This is a genomic window from Argonema galeatum A003/A1 (assembly GCF_023333595.1).
In the GTDB taxonomy this organism is placed as follows: domain Bacteria; phylum Cyanobacteriota; class Cyanobacteriia; order Cyanobacteriales; family Aerosakkonemataceae; genus Argonema; species Argonema galeatum.
Genome location: NZ_JAIQZM010000017.1, coordinates 104,810 through 123,544, shown reverse-complemented (window position 1 = coordinate 123,544; position 18,735 = coordinate 104,810). Strand labels below are relative to the sequence as shown.

Annotated in this window: 15 protein-coding genes; 9 read left to right on the top strand and 6 right to left on the bottom strand. The window is 45.0% G+C overall.

Annotated features, from left to right (window positions below; all coding sequences use genetic code 11):
- Positions 1-83 precede the first annotated feature (83 nt).
- Positions 84-989, bottom strand: coding sequence for a sulfotransferase domain-containing protein (locus tag LAY41_RS18475; RefSeq protein ID WP_249101159.1), 906 nt, complete (start codon positions 987-989; stop codon positions 84-86).
- A gap of 663 nt (positions 990-1,652) precedes the next feature.
- Here LAY41_RS18475 and LAY41_RS18470 point away from each other — a divergent pair.
- Both LAY41_RS18470 and LAY41_RS18465 read left to right on the top strand, forming a co-directional pair.
- Entirely contained in the window at positions 1,653-3,359 is a 1,707-nt protein-coding gene (locus tag LAY41_RS18470) for an iron uptake porin (protein WP_249101156.1), read from the top strand.
- 357 nt (positions 3,360-3,716) lie between these two features.
- Positions 3,717-4,553 carry a heme-dependent oxidative N-demethylase family protein gene (locus LAY41_RS18465; protein WP_249101153.1) on the top strand — a complete coding sequence of 279 codons (837 nt, stop codon included), beginning with the start codon at positions 3,717-3,719 and terminating at the stop codon, positions 4,551-4,553.
- 495 nt (positions 4,554-5,048) lie between these two features.
- Here LAY41_RS18465 and LAY41_RS18460 read toward each other — a convergent pair whose 3' ends face one another.
- On the bottom strand, positions 5,049-6,119 hold the full coding sequence (locus LAY41_RS18460; RefSeq protein WP_249101150.1) for an aromatic ring-hydroxylating oxygenase subunit alpha: 1,071 nt from the start codon (positions 6,117-6,119) through the stop codon (positions 5,049-5,051).
- Between the two features lie 286 nt (positions 6,120-6,405).
- On the opposite strand from LAY41_RS18460, the gene LAY41_RS18455 reads away from it, so the two are divergent.
- The 4 genes from LAY41_RS18455 to thyD all read left to right on the top strand — a co-directional run bounded on the left by LAY41_RS18455 (position 6,406) and on the right by thyD (position 11,333).
- Positions 6,406-7,443 carry an acetylserotonin O-methyltransferase gene (locus LAY41_RS18455; RefSeq protein WP_249101147.1) on the top strand — a complete coding sequence of 346 codons (1,038 nt, stop codon included), beginning with the start codon at positions 6,406-6,408 and terminating at the stop codon, positions 7,441-7,443.
- 78 nt (positions 7,444-7,521) lie between these two features.
- Complete coding sequence (locus LAY41_RS18450) at positions 7,522-8,556, top strand: acetylserotonin O-methyltransferase (RefSeq protein WP_249101144.1); 1,035 nt, start codon at positions 7,522-7,524, stop codon at positions 8,554-8,556.
- Between the two features lie 320 nt (positions 8,557-8,876).
- Complete coding sequence (gene gntT / locus LAY41_RS18445) at positions 8,877-10,346, top strand: guanitoxin biosynthesis MATE family efflux transporter GntT (protein WP_476726987.1); 1,470 nt, start codon at positions 8,877-8,879, stop codon at positions 10,344-10,346.
- Positions 10,347-10,409: 63 nt separating this feature from the next.
- Positions 10,410-11,333 (top strand): thylakoid membrane protein ThyD, encoded by a 924-nt coding sequence (gene thyD / locus LAY41_RS18440; RefSeq protein ID WP_249101141.1) that lies wholly within the window; start codon positions 10,410-10,412, stop codon positions 11,331-11,333.
- Positions 11,334-11,432: 99 nt separating this feature from the next.
- On the opposite strand, the gene LAY41_RS18435 is transcribed toward thyD, so the two are convergent.
- The 4 genes from LAY41_RS18435 to LAY41_RS18420 form a co-directional block, all read right to left on the bottom strand.
- Positions 11,433-11,708 carry a hypothetical protein gene (locus LAY41_RS18435; protein ID WP_476726986.1) on the bottom strand — a complete coding sequence of 92 codons (276 nt, stop codon included), beginning with the start codon at positions 11,706-11,708 and terminating at the stop codon, positions 11,433-11,435.
- A 248-nt stretch (positions 11,709-11,956) separates the two neighbouring features.
- Positions 11,957-12,151, bottom strand: a complete 195-nt coding sequence (locus LAY41_RS18430; RefSeq protein WP_249101139.1) for a hypothetical protein — start codon at positions 12,149-12,151, stop codon at positions 11,957-11,959.
- A gap of 163 nt (positions 12,152-12,314) precedes the next feature.
- A complete protein-coding gene (locus LAY41_RS18425) occupies positions 12,315-12,740 on the bottom strand; it encodes a tetratricopeptide repeat protein (protein ID WP_249101135.1) in 426 nt (141 codons plus the stop codon).
- Positions 12,741-12,910: 170 nt separating this feature from the next.
- Positions 12,911-13,267 (bottom strand): HesB/IscA family protein, encoded by a 357-nt coding sequence (locus LAY41_RS18420; protein WP_249067347.1) that lies wholly within the window; start codon positions 13,265-13,267, stop codon positions 12,911-12,913.
- Between the two features lie 258 nt (positions 13,268-13,525).
- Here LAY41_RS18420 and LAY41_RS18415 point away from each other — a divergent pair, with 258 nt between their 5' ends.
- The 3 genes from LAY41_RS18415 to LAY41_RS18405 all read left to right on the top strand — a co-directional run bounded on the left by LAY41_RS18415 (position 13,526) and on the right by LAY41_RS18405 (position 18,587).
- Complete coding sequence (locus LAY41_RS18415) at positions 13,526-14,680, top strand: RNA-guided endonuclease InsQ/TnpB family protein (protein WP_338023013.1); 1,155 nt, start codon at positions 13,526-13,528, stop codon at positions 14,678-14,680.
- 88 nt (positions 14,681-14,768) lie between these two features.
- Positions 14,769-16,400, top strand: a complete 1,632-nt coding sequence (locus tag LAY41_RS18410; protein WP_249101134.1) for a DUF6930 domain-containing protein — start codon at positions 14,769-14,771, stop codon at positions 16,398-16,400.
- A 1,089-nt stretch (positions 16,401-17,489) separates the two neighbouring features.
- Positions 17,490-18,587 carry a hypothetical protein gene (locus tag LAY41_RS18405; protein WP_249101130.1) on the top strand — a complete coding sequence of 366 codons (1,098 nt, stop codon included), beginning with the start codon at positions 17,490-17,492 and terminating at the stop codon, positions 18,585-18,587.
- Positions 18,588-18,735: the final 148 nt, after the last annotated feature.

Genomic DNA, 18,735 nt, shown 5'->3' with positions numbered 1-18,735 from the left:
AGAAGAGGTGCGATCGATAACCTCGTTCTTTCACCAAATTAAACAGTATTATTTTACTGCTAACACGCAGATAAACATAGGCTTTACTCAGGAGTCATTGCCTCTTCTATGGCATCATCTAATGCTTGTTGAATTAATCCCGGCAAATACCCTCCGTCTTTCACCCATTTGGCGCATTCAATCCCTAATTTATCCACAATAAAAACCTCATATTTCTCAATCTTTTCCGAAGGTAACAAATCTTTCCAACGCCCATTTTTACCTTTCCCGAAGAATCTTTTCGGAAGAAATCCTGGCGACTGGAATTTCTCCCAATTTTCTGTCATGTATTCTAGCGAAGACTCCTGCAAAACAAGATCTTTTTTGGCTGCATCCATTTTTACACCTAGAAGTTCAGCCATTCTTTCGACTTCTTTTGGCTTATCGCTGATTAAGTTAGCATAATGAACCAAAAGCACGTTTGGAAGGTGTTTAACCCGCCACCAACTAAGTATATTTTCCCAAAGAGGCCATAAATGTCTTCCTGTTTCTAGCCAGTTATCCCAAAACTCTGGAAAGGTTTCTTCCACCTTCTCTTCTTCGTACAAGCTGGGATCGTAACCTCCCCCAGCATTATATAGGGACAGGGCAACGTCTCTTCCGTCTCTTACCAGATAAATGTACTTTGTTTCTGGATTATATGGCAAAGCGTCAAAAGGTAGGTGAGTCTTGAGAAATCTAGACTCTGGTAAGTTCTCTATATGGTTCAGTTTTACTTCTAACGAGGCGAAAGTTGGGTCAGGATTGTATTCTACCCACGGACTTAATTCGTGTATAGATTTATATCCCCTCAGATCGCTGTCGCCATTAAGTAGTAGATTAACGATTTGTTGAGTCAAGGTTGTGCCTGACTTGTAGCAAGAAGCAATGACTACATCTGTTTTCCGAGGGGAAACACTATTCCAAATAGTCGAATCGCAATATTTGTTTTTTACTTCTACTATATTCATTGTTTTTGCTGAGTATTTTTTCAAGACAACTGGAGTGACTGACAGAGATTTATGGCTAAGTAAGTGGTGAGAGAAAGTCAGATTTCTATGTTGGAGTATAGCACGGCAGCATAATTCCAGTTTCACACGCGGCTATTGTGCCGAGTATAGTTGTGCCACCTAACTTTAGGTTGTTCCTCAACAGGGGTTTCGCCAGCCTAATCTACCGCAGACTCAGGTTAAGGATATTACTGGAGAAGAGTAGCTAGTATAAACCAAGACAATCCAGCAAGTTCTTAAGCAGATGCCAATAGATCGCTTTAGCCGATCGCAGCGGTTAATGCAAAGCCAGCATAATCAGGCGAGATTAAGCTTGACCGCTACACCCAAATATTTTCTCACAACTCGTGAAGGATTGCTATAGAAAGTTAAGCAACCGAAACTGGCAAAGAACTTGAAAGTTGGTCGTAACCAATAAAAAAACCTACTTTTCCTACCAATTAAAAAATTACAGTCCGGCAATTTTTTGTTATATTTACATTTTTAATATCCTAATGTAAAGTTGGTAGCCTCTCAAGTGACTCTATAAGCAATCAAATTTGGGCCTACTTGACCCAGAGGCTGATTTTTGGGAAAGTTTTCTTGAACAGACAGATTTATTGTGGTGTGAGTATCAGTGCAACTATGGCTAAACTCTTTGGCAAAACTTTGGTAGCCATTGTAACCGTCTTCAGCAGTGGGCTGCTGGGGTCTGAGGGTGCAATGGCTGGAGATCCTTCAATTATCGAAGGGCTAACCCCTTTACCCGATCCAGCTGCTTCTGTGGAAGTACCTTATCAGAATATTGGAACCGATCCTGTCTTAGGCAATACCCCCGCTTCTGAATCATCAGAAAAAACCGACCCGATGGCAAGGGTGACCTCAGTCTCCAGCCTCAGAGACGTGCAGCCAACAGATTGGGCGTTTGGAGCATTACAGTCTCTGGTTGAGCGATATGGTTGTATTGAAGGTTATCCAGATGCTACTTATCGCGGTAACCGAGCGATGACTCGCTACGAATTTGCGGCTGGGTTAAATTCTTGCTTGAATCGAATTCAAGAATTGATTGCCACGCTACCGCAAGGTATTGGTAAAGAAGACTTGAACTCATTGCAAAGACTGCAAGAAGAGTTTGCTGCCGAACTTGCTTCCCTGCGGGGTCGCGTAGACGCCCTGGAAGCACGTGCAGCAAGAATAGAGAAACAGCAGTTTTCTACTACCACCAAGCTTAGCGGTCTGGTAACGACGTATTTTGGAGATGCGTTTGGCGAAAATGCTGGCCCAGTCAATAACGCCACTTATGGCTATCAAACCTATCTCACCTTCCTGACCAGCTTCACGGGTAAAGACAGCTTGATAGTCGGCCTAGAAGCGTCAAATCTCAAAAGATTTGACACCGCGACCCGATTCCCGACCACGGATTCGATCGGCACCACAAATGAAGCCCGTCTTGCGATCACAGGTGCTGAGGTATATGGGTTTGGGGATAACGATATTGGCCTCAGCCAATTGCAATACCGCTTACCGATCAACGACAAAGTGGCCATTTCTTTTGATGCCTTTGCCAGCAACAGGATTCTCTCGGCACCCATCACGGGGTTGAACAGTCTGTCTAACGGTCCGGTATCGTACTTCGGTAAAACGGCTCCGTTGCTTTACCCGGTGAATCAGCAGACAGGGATTGGTTTGCAATGGCAGATTGCTCGCTGGTTTACTGTGGACTTTTCTTTGGGAAGGGATTTCAAGACAGAAGACCCTGGTACGGGACTGTTCAAGGCTGGCTACTCTGCTTCTGTCCGCCCGGTGATTAATCTCGGTCGGTTTAGGTTTTCTGGTTCGTATATGAACAGCTACTCCCCTGCGTTTGGGATTGATACGTTTTCCGGTAGTAACGCTTCCAGAGTGGTTGGGGCAGGGCCTGTGATTGCTAACACTTTGTTTGCCGGTGCTTTCTATCGATTTACGCCAAGTTTTGAGTTTGGTGGCGCGATCGCTTATTCCAAGGCGCGAGCTTTGGGCCAAGGTACGAAGGGAGATGCTGAGGTATGGCAATTTGATGCGGATTTTGTTTTTTACGATGTGGGTAAAAAGGGAAACACAGCTGGCATAATCTTTGGGATGCAGCCCAGGCTGACTGGGACTAGCAACGCGGCGCTGGCTTCTGCGATCGGTTTAGAACCTGGACAGCGGAACGATCGCGATGTCGGCTTTCACGTTGAAGCATTCTATAACTATCAGGTGAGCGAAAATATTACGATTACCCCTGGCGTCTTCTGGCTGACAGCCCCGAATCACGACGAGCGCAACCCAGATGTGATTGTTGGCGTAATCAGAACCAGCTTCAGTTTCTAGGCGAATTGATTTTTTGCCCCCCTTTGCCCCTGCCCCCCAACGCAAGGGGGAAATCTTGCTCCCCCTCTCTGTTGCGGAGAGGGGGCTCTTGGGTGAGGTTTGTCCCCGCGATAGTTAGTAGCTCGATCGCACACCTAACCGGAATCTTTACGTTTAATTAAATGTCGGCAGAATTGGTATTATATTATTAGTAAAGCTACTCGTAAAGATCGATAAATTTTCTGCTGATCGCTAATGTCGTTAACTTTTTTTATCTTTTCTTGATAATCTTCTCTCAATGAAATGTCTGACAAAACCAAGCCTAACGTGAGCGTACCTAAATACCTTCCTCTTCACATAGCTAGAGCAACGTGGAGTATGAAGTCTGGGCTAGAAGCTCTGCAATTGTCAAACTGGATTGACATTGATGAAAACTTTGTCCCAGAACTTAACCTAAAAGCTCAACGCCTAAAAGAAAGCTACTCAGATGTTGTTGCTACTCTACCGGGGAGCGAAGCGGGTCAACAAGAAATATTAGACTTGTTGTTAGCTCATCTGCTCGAATACTTCCCAGAATACTATCGATTAGAAGGCACAAAAATAGAAAACCTCAAGACAGGTCAAGTTTGGGAAATTTCGGACTACGAGGATGTTCCCATTGCTCTAGCCGGTCAATTGGTGCAAGAAGATTTATGTCTGATGCAGCCAACTTCAGAAGGTCATGTTCTAAAGGCAATATCCTCCACTTTTCCTCTATTCTGGCGAGTACCTGACAAGATTGGACTCCCTCTATACAAAATCCATCACCCTGTGCCGCAATTTCCCGAAAAACTAAAGCATCCTCTGGAACTCTATTTTGAACGCCTAAAACCCGATCGTCCTGGAACTAGAATTGCCTGGGGGATTGCGCCAACCCCCCTTTTGGTCATAGCTTGGTATCAGCCAACAGAAGGATGGGAGAAAGCTATTACAGCTGAGAATGCCGGAGAACACCTGTGGCTGAGAACCGAGCATCAAACTCTCCGACGATTGCCAAAAAGTGGTGATATTTTATTTACAATTAGGTCTTTTGTAGATCCAATTTCTGCTTTGAAGGATTATCCCACAAATCGCAAAAATTTGGCAACTGTGATTCGACAAATGCCTCCTGAAACACAAACATATCGGGGTATGCAACCGTTTTTGGAGCCATTGCTTGCTTATCTCGAGCGGTAATGTCTAGTTAATGGTCGCGAGATCTAAAAATTTTCTGTTGTCATCGTTGGTTAAATTTTTACCGCAGATGAAGACAGATGTAGGCGTTCGCGAAGCGTGCCGGAGGCATTAGCCTTCCCGAAGGGTACGCAGATAAACGCAGATATGAGAAGGCGAATTTTTTTTAGGCAACCGATGCTACCGGATGTGATATTATAGCAAATCGGGGTTATTTACCCCCTTTATAGTGTGAAGTGTAGGGGTGAAGCATTGCGGCAATAAGTGTATTCCCCTAACCAAAGCCTTTCTACCGCAATGCTTCACCCAACTTATGGATAATGGGGGTTTTTATCCCGGATTTGGTATTACAGCGGCTTGCAGTAGAATGAAATACAGGCCAGAAACCCGGTTTCTTCAAGAAACCGGGTTTCTATATACCTCACGCACCTGAAACGCGCTTCTCCTCTGCCCCTCTGCCTCTCTGCTCCTCTGCTCAATAAGTACGGAAGAGACGGTTTATTTGAGCGCTTCGATCAGAGTTTTGCGAAAATAAAATATGCCGTATTCGGTTCCTTGAGCGAGTGGCTGAATAGATTTGTAGGCTCTCGATTTAACTTGCTGCTGCATAATGGTGTTGACATAGGTGTCTTCATCAAAAACCTTGGCAAATTGTAAGGGAGTTTCTCGCTCGATTTTCAGAGGAAACTTCTCCATCTGTTCTGGACTCTGACAAAAGAATTTTTCAATGATCGTCAATTCAGGATTAATCGGGTTAACTTGCCAAACTAAGACAAAGTTTTCTAATGTTAGGATGGTCGTGTTCGGAAAAAGCCAAGCTATATAAGTAGGTTCTGTTGGCACTGAATAGTCATATTTCTGAAGCAAGTGAATACCGCTGAGGGAACTGCTCACAAAACCTGGCAGTTGAACATCCGGTGCGATCGTTTGGGGATGCACCATTGGGATATGGTAAACATCAATATAATTTTCCAAAAGAATCTTCCAGTTGTACGGCACCTCATAGGTAAGTTTATTCGCTATCCGCAAAGTTTCCCACGGCTGGGAATACTGCTCTAGATGTTGGGGAACGCCTGCTAAAAACTCACTTAATGGCTGCGCTTCCGGGTCAAGGTTGACAAAGATAAATCCACACCAACTATCTACTTGCACCTTGGGTAAGGCAATTGCCGATTTGTCGAGACTGGGAAAGGATTCTGGGTATGTCACGGCTTGAAGTTGACCTTCCAAGTTATATATCCAGCCGTGATAAGGACATTGCAAACGTTTGCAGTTGCCTTGCCCCTCAATTATACGCATACCTCGATGGGGGCAGACGTTGTACATAGCTCGCAGCTTTCCAGAAGATGTGCGAGTAAGTAAGATGGGTTCATCTCCGATCGTACAGCTAAGGTAATCGCCGGGATTAGCCAACTGTTCTTCCCGACCCACAAATTGCCAATTTTTATACCAAATCCTCTCGCGTTCTTGGGCAAAAATCTTGGGGTCGGTGAACCAGTAACCGGGTACTGCCAATTCGGCGACTTCCACATCTAAATTCAGGCTGGTGCGAATCATCTGATTTGTCATTATGTCAACTCATTCGTTATGAATTTTTACAGTTTTTCGATCCAGCAGATCTGTGATTCCAAATAATAACTGGCCTGAAGGAGATTTATATCTGCCCCTAACCAATGCTTTCTTTTTTATATTATGCCTGTTTAGATCGTAAATTTAGCAAGCTTTGTTGGTAAGCGATCGCACATTTACCAGAATCCTCACAATCCTACAATACCTACCTGGATTTTTACCTAAAATTTGGTATTCTGCTTGTAAAATACAATGTTGCCATACATCTTCAATACTACAGACGACTATGACTGAGCCCCAAAACCTCGAAACTAACTCACCAATGAAGGCTTTTGTTGAACTTTCCAGTGGACTTTGGATTAACCAAGCCCTGAATGTCGCTGCCAAATTGGGCGTTGCGGACTTCCTAACAGAGGGAGCCAAAAGTGTTGAGGAACTTGCACAAGCTACCGAAACCTACGCGCCTTCGCTGTATCGATTGCTTCGCGCCCTTGCTAGTGTCGGCGTCTTTACTGAAGTGGAACCACGGCGATTTGCCCTAACTCCTGTGGGTGAATATCTTCGCGAAGATAATCCTTTTTCCTTACGCTATCAAGTGATGATGCACTGTAGCGAGTGCAATTGGCCTCTTAAAGGGGAAATGTATCGGACTGTCAAAGATGGTAAGCCCACGATACAACATATTCATCAAGTAGAAAACTACATGGAGTACCTGGATGGACATCCCCAGGAGGCAGAACTATTTTTTAGAGCGGTAGGCGGTATCCTCAAAAACTTTTGTCTGCCATTGTTGGAAGAATACGATTTATCTGGTTTCACAAAAGTTGTCGGTGCGGCTGGGCCAGAAAACGTAGCGATCGGTTGGATGCTAAAAAATAACCCTAAAATGCAAGGAATTCTGTTTGGCCCGCCGCCAGTAATCGCTGAAGCAGCTGAATACCTGAATAGTGAGGGAGTAGGGAACCAATGCGAAACAGTGGAGGGAGATTGGAGTACACCTGTGCCTGCGGGTGCCGGACTCTATACCTTGTCCTACACGATGATTGAATCGGACGATGACGCTGCTTTAAAAATCCTGCAAAATCTCCGTGGCGCTGTGGCTGAAAACGGCAAGGTGCTGGTCATGGATTCTGTAATTGCTCCAGGCAATGAACATGACTGGAACAAATGGCTGGATCTGGAGGAAATGACGATGGGTAATTGGAAAGTACGCACTCAAGAGGAATTCAATGCACTCTTTGAGAAAGCTGGTTTTAAATTGACGCGCGTCATCGCGAAGAAAGGAGAAACAGCTGCCAGCCTGATGGAATTAGTTCCGGCTTAACTATCATAAAACAAGTTCACTTTTCAGCACCCACTATTATTTAGTGGGTAAATTCCAGAAACTTATAGTGTGATCGAAATGAGCAACTTTCCAAGTACCAAAACCCAATCGCCGATGCTTGCTATTGTCGAACTGGCAAGTAAACTCTGGATTAACCATGCCATCAGTGCCGCTGCCAAGTTGGGTATTGCTGATGTAATGAGCTATGAAGCGAAGAGTGTGGAAGAAATCGCCCAAGCTACTGAAACTCATGCTCCCTCGCTGTACCGATTGCTTCGCTGCCTCGCCAGTGTTGGTATTTTTACTGAAGTTGAGTCTCATAGTTTTGCCTTAACTCCGATGGCGGATTTCCTTCGTAACGATCATCCACAATCTCTGCGCCATTTAGTCATGATGCACTGTCAACCTTGGCACTTGCGATTCACTGGGGAACAGATGCACTCGGTTAAAAAGGGTGAACCCGCTGTTAAAAAGGTTTATCAGATCGATGCGCTATATGAATATTTCGATCGAGATCCTGAAGCTGGAGAACTCTTTAATAAGGGGATGGTTGGTCTGACGAGGAACTATCACATACCGTTGATTAAAGAGTATGACTTTTCCGGTTTTACTAAAGTAGTAGATTTGGCGGGCGGTCAAGGCGGGCTGATTGCAGAAATTTTGAAAGCAAATCCTCACTTACAGGGTGTTCTGTTCGATTTGCCACAAGCGATTGAGCAAGCTGCCGATTTCCTAGCACAACAGGGCGTAGCCGATCGCTGCGAACGGGTAGGTGGAGATATGTTTGAATCCATACCTGCGGGTGCGGATCTCTACACGATTTCATACACTATTATTGATTGCAGCGATGAGAGTGCGATCGCACTACTCAGTAGCATTCGCCGTGGGATGGCTGAAAATGCTAAGTTGCTGGTAATTGATTCTATTGTGCCGACCGGAGATGAGTTTCACTGGGTCAAATGGTTAGATTTAGAGGTGATGACCATTGGCAACGGTAGGGCCCGCACTGAGGCAGAATTTAAGGAAATCTTCCAAAAAGCAGGTTTTGAATGGGTACGCACCATCTCGGCTGGAACTCCCGTTAGTGGGATGGAATTAGCGCCTGTGAAATAACTAAACTTTTCACTTCTAGAACACCAATTCAGTAATCGTAGGGGTAAAAACACATTACCAACCATTACTGAATTGGTGTTTTAGGATACTACAGCGGCTTGCAGTCGAATGAAGTACACCCCAGAAACCCGGTTTCTTCAAGAAACCGGGTTTCTCTTGTCTACCTCACTCATCTGAAAGGCGCTGTAAGTAAGAAAGTTATGGCTAAACTTAGTCCTTTGGTTATAGTTCGGACTAAAAGCAAGCCTTTATACTAAAAATAATGTAAAGTAATGTAAAAAGCAGAAGCTGTTTGAGTCGAGATTTTGGAGAGTAAAAATTTGAGTGAATCTATGAAGCTGACGCTGTCAAACCAGTATGATTTTGTGCCGCGCTTCTTCCGACTGGCGATCGCAAACGTCCTGTCGAATATTATGGTGCCACTGGCCAATTTAAGCAGTGTCATCTTCCTGGGACATCTTCCAGCTATCCACCACTTAGCTGGAGTCGCCCTAGCTGGCAATCTGCTTAACCTCGTCTACATGGTGTTAATCTTTCTAAGAATGGGCACCACTGGGGTAACAGCTCAAGCTGTGGGAAGAGATGACCGAGAGGGTGTGCTATTGGTGGTACTGCGTAATGGTTTAATTGCGATCGCGCTGGGAATTGCGATCGTACTCTTGCAGCACCCTTTAGGAGATCTGGGGTTTGCGGCGCTAAGAGATGTCGAGCCAGACGTGAAAGCTTCAGGCATGGCCTATTTCCACACCCAGATTTGGGGAGCCCCTGCCATTTTACTCAACTTCGTCGTCATTGGTTGGTTTCTGGGACGAGAAAAAAATGGCTTGGTTGTGGTATTGTCTGTCGCTGGTAATGCTGCCAAAATCGCACTCGATTACCTCTTTATTGTCCGCTTGGGCTGGGAAAGTACTGGAGCTGGAGCGTCCTATGCTATAAGCCAGTATCTGGCCTTGTTAATAGGATTGACTTTTTTCTGCACAGAAATCAAGTGGCAAGAGATAAGAGCCGTAGCTGGAAAAATTTGGGACACCTCAGCTTTTAAAGCCACTTTGACCCTGAATGGAAACATTTTGGTCAGCAATTTCATTACGCTCTTTGCTTTCCTGGTGTTTAACTATCAGGCAGCAGGGATGGGCACGATTGTCTATGCTGAAAATGCTTTGCTTTTACAGATATTCGGCTTGAGTTACTATTTTGTTGAAGGATTGGGATTTGGCACAGAAACCCTGACTGGAAACTTTAAAGGGAAAGGAATTACCGAAAAGTTATTTCCTCTTGTTGCCATTTCTGTAGTCACTAGCCTGGTGGTGGGACTCACTTTTTCGGGAGTGCCTACTCTATTTCCTAAGACTGTTTTCGGCCTGTTGACCAACCACACCGAAGTCACTAACGAGATTAGTGTTTATGTTCCTTGGTTATTGCTGGTCTTGGGATTCAGTTCAATAGGTTTTATGCTGGAAGGGTACTTCTTGGGTTTAGCAGAAGGGCATACGCTCCGCAATGCTAGTTTAATCTCTATTATTGTGGCATTTACGCCTGCTGCTATTGCTGCTTGGAAGTATCACAGCAACCATATTTTGTGGTTGTCTTTGTCTGTGTTTCTAGCATTCAGAATGCTGATATTTGCGGTACAAGTACCCAGGACGTTTGTCAGCGATATTGGGAATGATAGTGACTCGGTTCCGCTTTTTGAAGCAGGTTCTGCCGAATTTATGCCTGCTTTTAAAGAAAATGGGAGCTTTGCTGAGGTGACGTTGGATCGGGAACCAGAGAGCGATCGCATATACTAAGAACGATTCATGCGGTTCATTAACCGCTATGCTCTTATCTAATGGTATGGCTTACGGCGACAGATGAAAGTAGCGATTACGGGTGCAACAGGATTTGTCGGCAGTCGCTTGGTAGAGCGGCTGCACGCTGAAGGAAATAGGGTGTTGGTCTTGACTCGCAACCCAGAACGTGCTAGGAAAGTTTTTCCTAGCAATAACTTTCCGAATGTGGAAATCGTTGCTTATACGCCAAGGGAATCGGGTGAGTGGCAAAAAAGTATCTCCGGTTGTGACGGGGTGGTAAATCTGGCTGGGGAATCCCTGGCGGAAGGTCGCTGGACGCCAGAACGCAAGGAAGCGATTATGGATAGCCGTAAGATTGGCACCCAAAAAATTGTGGAGGCAATTTCTCAGGCTAATCCGAAACCGACGGTGTTGGTGAATCCTTCAGCGATCGGCTACTATGGCACTAGCGAAACGGCTACTTTTGATGAAACCAGTCCGGCTGGTGATGGTTTTCTGGCTTCTGTTTGCGAAACTTGGGAAACTGAAGCTCAAAAAGTAAAAGATTTGGATGTTCGACTGGTAATTCTGCGCGTTGGGATTGTTTTGGGGATGGGAGGTGCGATCGCAAAAATGCTACCTCCATTTAAACTGTTTGCAGGTGGGCCGATTGGCAGCGGTCGTCAGTGGTTTTCTTGGATCGATCGCGAAGACCTCGTTAACCTAATTTTGTCCTCCCTGCGCCGTCCCGACATTGAGGGCGTCTTCAATGCTACAGCCCCCAATCCTGTGCGTATGGCTGAGTTCTCCCACACTTTAGGGCAAGTTCTCAAGCGTCCTTCCTGGCTACCTGTACCTGGTTTTGCTTTAGAAGTGCTATTGGGAGATGCTGCTGTAGTCGTTTTGGAAGGTCAGCAGGTTTTGCCTAAACGCACTTTGCAGTCTGGCTTTGAATATCAATATCCTAAGTTGAAGCTTGCTTTGGAAAACATTTTGACCTCATAGGATATCCAGACTTATTTCCCCTCTTCCCCTCTTCCCCTCTTCCCCCTCTTCCCCCTCTTCCCCTAGTCCCTAGCCCCTAGCCCCTAGCCCCTTCTGACCCTAGCCCCCAGCCCCTGAGTTCAGGCGTTTGGAAATCCAACTGGTAACTCCACTGAGAATGGCACCTGCCATAAGAATACCGATCGCTGGGGTAAATAGGGGTTCCCAAAGTCTATGCCAAAGGTCGAAACCCAGGGGAACTCCAGCAGCTTTACCTAGAAGTGCGATCGCAAACCACAAAAAACCGCTCAAAACCAGGAAAAAATCCCACATTAAAGCCACGTTGAGCCAATTTAGCAATTTATCTTTCATTTTTTGTCCGTTGTCTCTTGTCATTTTTCATCTGCTATTATCATTTATCCTGTTTTACAATGACCAATAGACATCTCCTTTCAAAGAATGTAGAGACGTTGCATGCAACGTCTCTACAAGGCTTCTAGGTAACGCATCTTTAATTTCTGGATATGTCTAATGACTAATGACCAATGACTAATGACTAATGGCCCCTAATAAAAATGTGGCTGCACTTGAAATCAGTACAGCCGCCCGAATAAAATATGATAGAGTCTGGCAATGTCATCAGATCAATCCTGGGCTACAGCAGACTCGTCGGTCATTTGCAAATCTTCGGGGTCTACGTAGTGGCAAGTAGCATCATCGATGCAGATCAAAGCCCAACCAGACCGATCGATTTCCATTAACTTATAGTCAGTTTCCTGGACAAAAAAACCTTTGTGATTCCGAGTTTCTGGCTTGACGACCACTTTATCGCTATTCATGATTTTCAAACTCCTTCCCTTTAAAAAAGTGATTTGACGATTAGCTATCAAAATAACTAATCATCGAGTTCTGAAAATCTTATCATTACATTTACGGATATAACATAAAGTTATATCAATAAATATTAAGAACTGAAAAGTTCTCCCTGTAAAAACGAGCAGCCTAAGAGTCAAACAGCCAGTTGTGAATGCGTTTGAGACTGTTCCAATCCGGTTTTCTACTTAAACCTTCTTCAACATTTTCCTGGATCTCGCGGCGCAACTCAGCATCGAAGCCCAGCACCTGCTTGACAAGTTCGATTTGTTGCCGCACACCAGTTTGATTGTTTTCCAGCATGGCAGATGCCATATTGATCCGTGCTTGTGGGTCTTGCGGACTTAATTTAACTGCCTTTTGAGCTGCTTTGTAAGCCTGAGTTGGTTGGTTTTGTAACAGATACAACCAAGCTAAACAAGTCCAAGCGGCACTATTTTTCGGAGCGCGATCGCAAATATCTTTAAAAACGGGAATGAGCGTTTCCGGCCCAACTCCTGCTTTGTAGCGTTCGAGACTAGATTCAAAAAGATCTTCAATCGATTCTTGAGTCATCGTTTCCCAATAAAAAATTAATCAAAGCAGATCGCCCGGAGCCTTTCATGCTGGGGCTACACAAACAAAGCCTGACGAGAGCAGGCTATATATACGTTTGTGTAGGGGCGAGTTCTAATCGCGGCGTATTTTTGACCGCATTGGAATCCACCCGCTCTCAACCTGGGTACTTAGACGGCAAAAGACTTGCCACAGCCACAGGTTTGACTGGCATTCGGGTTGGTGAATTGAAAGCCACCGCCAATCATAGCATCGCTGTAGTCAAGAACGAGACCGTATAGATAAAGAAGGCTTTTGCGATCGCAAACCAACTGGAAGCCATCATGGTCAAAAACATCATCATCGGGTCTAATGCTACTGGGATCTATGAAATCCATCATGTATGACATCCCAGAACAGCCGCCTTGGCGCACGCCTACCCGCAAGTAGAGGTCTTTTCCTTGTTTCTCCCGCAAAAATCCCACTTGTCGGACGGCAGATTCCGTGATCTGAATACCCTTTTGCTGAGACTGAGTTGCTGATGTCATAGGTTTACACGACTCCTTATGCCGATTAACATCGACGAGTTTTTGCCTTTAAGTCCATTTTATCTGGTTGAAGAGGATTCTTGACTCCAAGGCAGACACCCTTCTAAGCAGGAATGCCTTATCGTGAGATAAGGAAGCCTCTGCCTTTATAGGGATGGGGGTTCATCAACAGTAGTCACTTTCCTAACATTTACTTACAAACATTTACTTTTCCTCACGCCCTTGCCACCCTTGCCAAACCCATAGTAAAATTTGGCTATGCTACTGGGATTATTAACCAAAATCAAAGTCAACTCTTCGCTGCGGCAATCTCTAGCCAAACACGCAGGCGTAGCACGTCACGCCTGGAATCAAGGTTTGGCTTTATGTCAAACTGTCTTAGAACACAACCGTTCTCATCCAGAATCCCAAATTAAATTCCCCACAGCCATTGACCTCCATAAATGGCTAGTAGCATCAATAAAACCCCAAAATACTTGGTATTACGAAGTAATCAAATGCGCCCCCCAATATGCCTTAAGGCATTTATCAGAAGCATTTAAACAGTTCTTCAAAGGTATAAAAGGGTTGACTAAATTCAAAAAGAAAGGTCACTGTGACTCATTTACTCTAGATGGTTCAATCCACATAGAACACCAGAGCATCAAAGTACCAATATTAGGAAAGCTAAAAACTTTTGAGCGATTACCAGTAGGGACAAAACCGAAATCAGTCACCATTAGCAGAAAAGCAGACCGCTGGTTTATCTCATTTAAAATAGAAAGACAGAGCCAATCAACACCAAAAAAACGGGATGTAGTGGGAGTAGACTTAGGAATAAAAACCCTAGCTACCCTATCGACAGGAGAGATATTTACAGGTGCGAAGTCTTACCAAAAAGCCAAACATAAATTAGCCAAACTCCAACGCATTGTAGCACGTCGTCAAAAAGGTTCAGCCAACAGGTTTAAAGCAGTCAAAGCCTTAGCTCGTCTGCATCAAAAGATAGCCAATATCCGATTGGACACATTACATAAACTAACTAACTACTTAAGCAAAAACCACGCGGTAGTAGGAATTGAGGATTTAAATGTGTCAGGCATGATGGCTAATCACTGTTTAGCTGCATCGATAGGAGATATGGGATTTTATGAATTCCGTCGCCAGTTAGAATATAAATGTCCCTTGTATGGCAGTAAGTTAGTAGTGATTGGCAGGTTTAAGCCAAGTAGTAAAACCTGTTCAAATTGCGGAAAAGTCAAAGAGGTTTTGGAGTTATCAGAACGAGTTTATCAATGTGATTGTGGGTTAGAATTGGATAGAGACTTGAATGCCGCAATTAATATCGAGAAATTAACGCGGGAAGTTCTCTCGTGTCTGCTTGTGGATGGGGTGCTGCCGACAGTCCCAGATGAAACAGGAAGTTTTTGTTAATGAATGTTAGCAAAAATCGAACGGATGTCACCATCAGTATAAATACCGAAACCGCAAGCTCCTAATTTTATTTGTATCGGCTTAGTCTATGACAACTCTCAATCGTTCTACCCGTCGCCGCTTAACACAATTAAACCAAATTCCCAGCGTGTGGGAAGGCGATCGCCGTCCGCTATCACCAAGTGACGAATCGGATAGTGAAGAAAAAGGCGAATGTATCGTATGGGTAGATGGTTCCCAAGGAGTTGTTCGCGGCATCGATATGGTGAGACCGGAATCCGGCCCCGAAGCGATTGTACGCACCTTACTGCGAGCGATGGAATATCCTCAAGGGCCAGCCAAGCCAGCTCGACCCCAGAAAATAGTAGTGTGCGATCGCGAGATCCAGTTTTTTCTGCGCGGCGTACTCCAAGAAATGGGGATTACCATTGACTACGTACCGACACTGCCCCTGATTGACGAACTGTTTCGGGAATTCCAAGAAAATGCCACCACCCAACCGCCTCAATTACCGCCCCAGTACGCAGAGCGATTGATGCAGGCAGCATACAACTTTTGGGACACGGCGGCTTGGGACTTTCTCGAAGAGCATCAAATTGTCGCAATTGAACTGAATCGTTGGGACATCGGCACCCTCTATGCCTCTGTGATGGGGATGTCAGGGATGGAGTACGGAATTCTGCTCTATCGCTCTCTCGATTCCCTCAAGCGGTTTCGCGCCTCTGTTTTACAGGAAGAAGAATCTTTAGATAAGCTCGAAGACGCTTTCCTAGCCCAAGATTGCCTGTTTGTCACCTTTGATTTACCCGGTCAAGCAGAAGAAGATGAAGATATCAATTTAGCCGATCTGCCAGCCTCAGAAATCGAGCCTAATTTTGGCAACATCCACCCACTAGAAGGTTTGCGCTCTTCTTTGTTTGAAGAAGAAGCACTCGTCGTTTTAATCGCTCTGGAAGCTTTGAATCGCTTTCTTCGCGCTAACCACCGCCAACTCGCAAGCGAGATGTTCCCTAACCTCAACAGTCGCTATCGCATTCCCATACCTGAAGATTCCGACACCACCCAAATGGCATCTGTCAAGGTGACAACCCTGCCTGAAGTGTCAAAAGAACTGTTCGAGATGATTGAATTAGAAGATGAGGAAGATGAGGAGTTGCTTTCTACGAAAGCTATGCCGACTCTCAGAGATGATTTGGTGCCGGAAAATTCTTTCCTCAGCATCGGTATGGTGTCCTGGGAGACGGTGGAGCATCTGCGGACAACCCTGGGACACAATGAATTAGCCGACAAAGTAGTAACAGGGGGAGATGGGTTGCCAGTTATTTTGATCCAAACCTCACGTCCCAAGGCTAAGACCATGATTGAGAAAATTCAGGCGGGCGGGGGAGTCAAAGGGATTTTCTTTAATCCGGGTGAAGACCCGTTTGATGACAATAGCTACGATTTGGGAATCATACAGACCAACAACGGGGAAATGTATCTGTTCGGGGAATTTATGGACGATGACCCAGTTCATCAGGAAGCTCGTAAGAAGTGGGACCGCAGGTGTAAGAAAACTAAGGGCTACTGTGGCGTGCTGATTACCAGGGGGTTAATGGGAGCTTCGCGGGGAAATCCCCAGTTACAAGATATGATGGCTTTGTTTGAGGCCCGATCGCTCTCCCATCAAGATTTGGGTTTAGGCACCCTGCAACGGATGCTTCAAATTGACTGGGAATAGCCAAGAAGGGGCCAGAAAAGTCAAAAGTCAGTAGGGGCGGGTTTTGTAAAATATTCTGTTGGTAATGAGATGTGTGGGCTAAACCCGCCCGTACAAAAGTCAATAGAGGCTAGGGGCTAGGGAAGAGGGGGCAGAAAAAATCCTCTCTTTTCTTCTCTTCCCCCCTTACTCCTTTGACATATTCACAAGTTTTTCACTTTTTTAAGGTTAGATATCAATAGGAAGATATTTAACTAGCGATCGTGAGTTACGTAGAAAACCAACTTAGTAATTGCCTACTGCCGCGACACGAATTGCTCGCGCTTCCATCTTTTATCCTTAATAGCGATGAGCAAGGAGCCAGTAATTTGTTCCGGGTATTTACGGAGAAGATTCTTACAGCGGTTTGCGAGTCGGTGAGGTACAGGTAAATTGTAGGGGCGGGTTTTGCCCTGATTCTTGTCGGTTAGCCACAAATTATCTGCCAAAAGAGCCCCAAATGTCGCGCTATGAAGAAAATCATTTTAGTGTACCATCAGCGGCTGCAAGCCGCTGTAATAAGTCAAGATGGTTTAGTTTTGATGATTGGTCTTATAGCAAAGTGCAACGTCAGCCGTGCAAACACAGTCCCAGTCTTGCTTTGAGCGGTTAATACTGTCATAACCGATGTGACTATATATAGCTAGGGACTAGGGGCTAGGGGCTAGGGACTAGGGAAAGAAGTGTTTATAATCAAGGCTTTCAGGAATTCAGAATGCCTTAAGCGCCTTGGCGGTTGCTATAATTTTAAATTAATTACATCAGCAATTCTACTTAAATATTGCTTTTTTTTTACCCATTGCTGTCAACCACAACCTCATCCTAACCCCTTTTTATAAAGAAATAAAGAAGAAGTTGGTAATGTAACTTACTACACTTGATTAATAAGTTTTATTGTGTTAAAAACTTATGTATAACCATAAAACGCTGCTAATTAACCAGTCAATATCGCCAAAAGGGCATTTTAGAATTGAGAATATGAGATGGAAAATTTATTGGTGAATCTGCAATTTTCAGTCTAAAATCGACAATAATTTCCAGTAACTAAGCATCTACCAAGGGAGAAATAAAATGGCTAAAGGAACTGTTCAATCATTAGCGCATCAATGGGCTAGAAAGTATGTTGAAAACCTTCAAGTTAATTCCCAAAATGAAGTAGCGAAAGACTCACACAATTTAGCGGATTGTGTATCCAAAGCTGGCAGGGAGCAAACGGTCGAAAAGCTAATGCACTCTCTTAGATCTGTCAGCGCCAAAGCCTGGAACAAAACAGAAGCGCTGCTGGCAAAAGAAATTGAGAGGCATAGAATAAACCCCAGATTAATCAATCCTTGGGAAATTGCGGCAGATTCCTTTGGCATCTACGACAAAGCACTTGCAATCTACACCCAGCAGGCAACGACGAGGCGTATTTCTGTAGAGATGGGACTGGAGGATTCATCGGACGAACTCAATAGAAAAGCACTCGAAGTCTTCACCGAGCAAATTGCCCCCAGCCAGCTGGCGGCGCTGATTGGCGATGAAATCGGGGGACTTCAGAGGAAGTACACGGCGAAAGATGCCCGCGTCAAAGGTTTTGTAAGTATGCAGCTACACTACACCAGCCAGATGTTGCTGGAGACGCTCTCTCCCGTCGAGCAAGTGCTAGTGGGTGCTTATTTCAAAGTGATTGATGACCACTTTTATATGCCCTTGCAGCGATCGTATGCGGCGGCTGCAACACACGACTACGACTCGCCAGTCTTGTCAGCCGTACAGAAGTTGTTACCGGATAGCACGAAGATTGCCAAGAAGATTGCCCAGCGGACGCTCCAATTGTACCCTGGCTATCGCAGCTACAGCGGTGCGTTGAGCGATCCCGTAGTGCGAATTTCTAGTATCAGGGATGTAGAGATGTTCCAAGTTTATTTGTGGGTGTGTGCTTTAGAAGGAGACATCTCCGCCATCCAACAGGAGTTGTTCCCCCTGTGCGTGATGCTGTATCCTGTCTTAGGTGTGAAGTGGGAATTGCTGCGGCAAATGCTGCATTTGTTGGGTCAGGAAATCCGCAGTCGCTTAACTCCCGAACAGTCGGCAAAGTTTATGCCCTATTTTCAGGTGCTGTGGGAAATGTTTTCTCCTGATGTGTTCGCAGCTATTACAGAAGAACAACAAATGTTAGCGATATAAGTGGCTAGTGTTGGTGATGGGCGAAGCATTCCGGGACAAAGCCGATCTCTAAAACGATCGATCGTGGCCGAATGCTTCGCCCCTACATAAGCTGCTTGGCACCTAAATTTTACAGTCAATTTAATGAAATTCTTGTGGGATGGGCGTC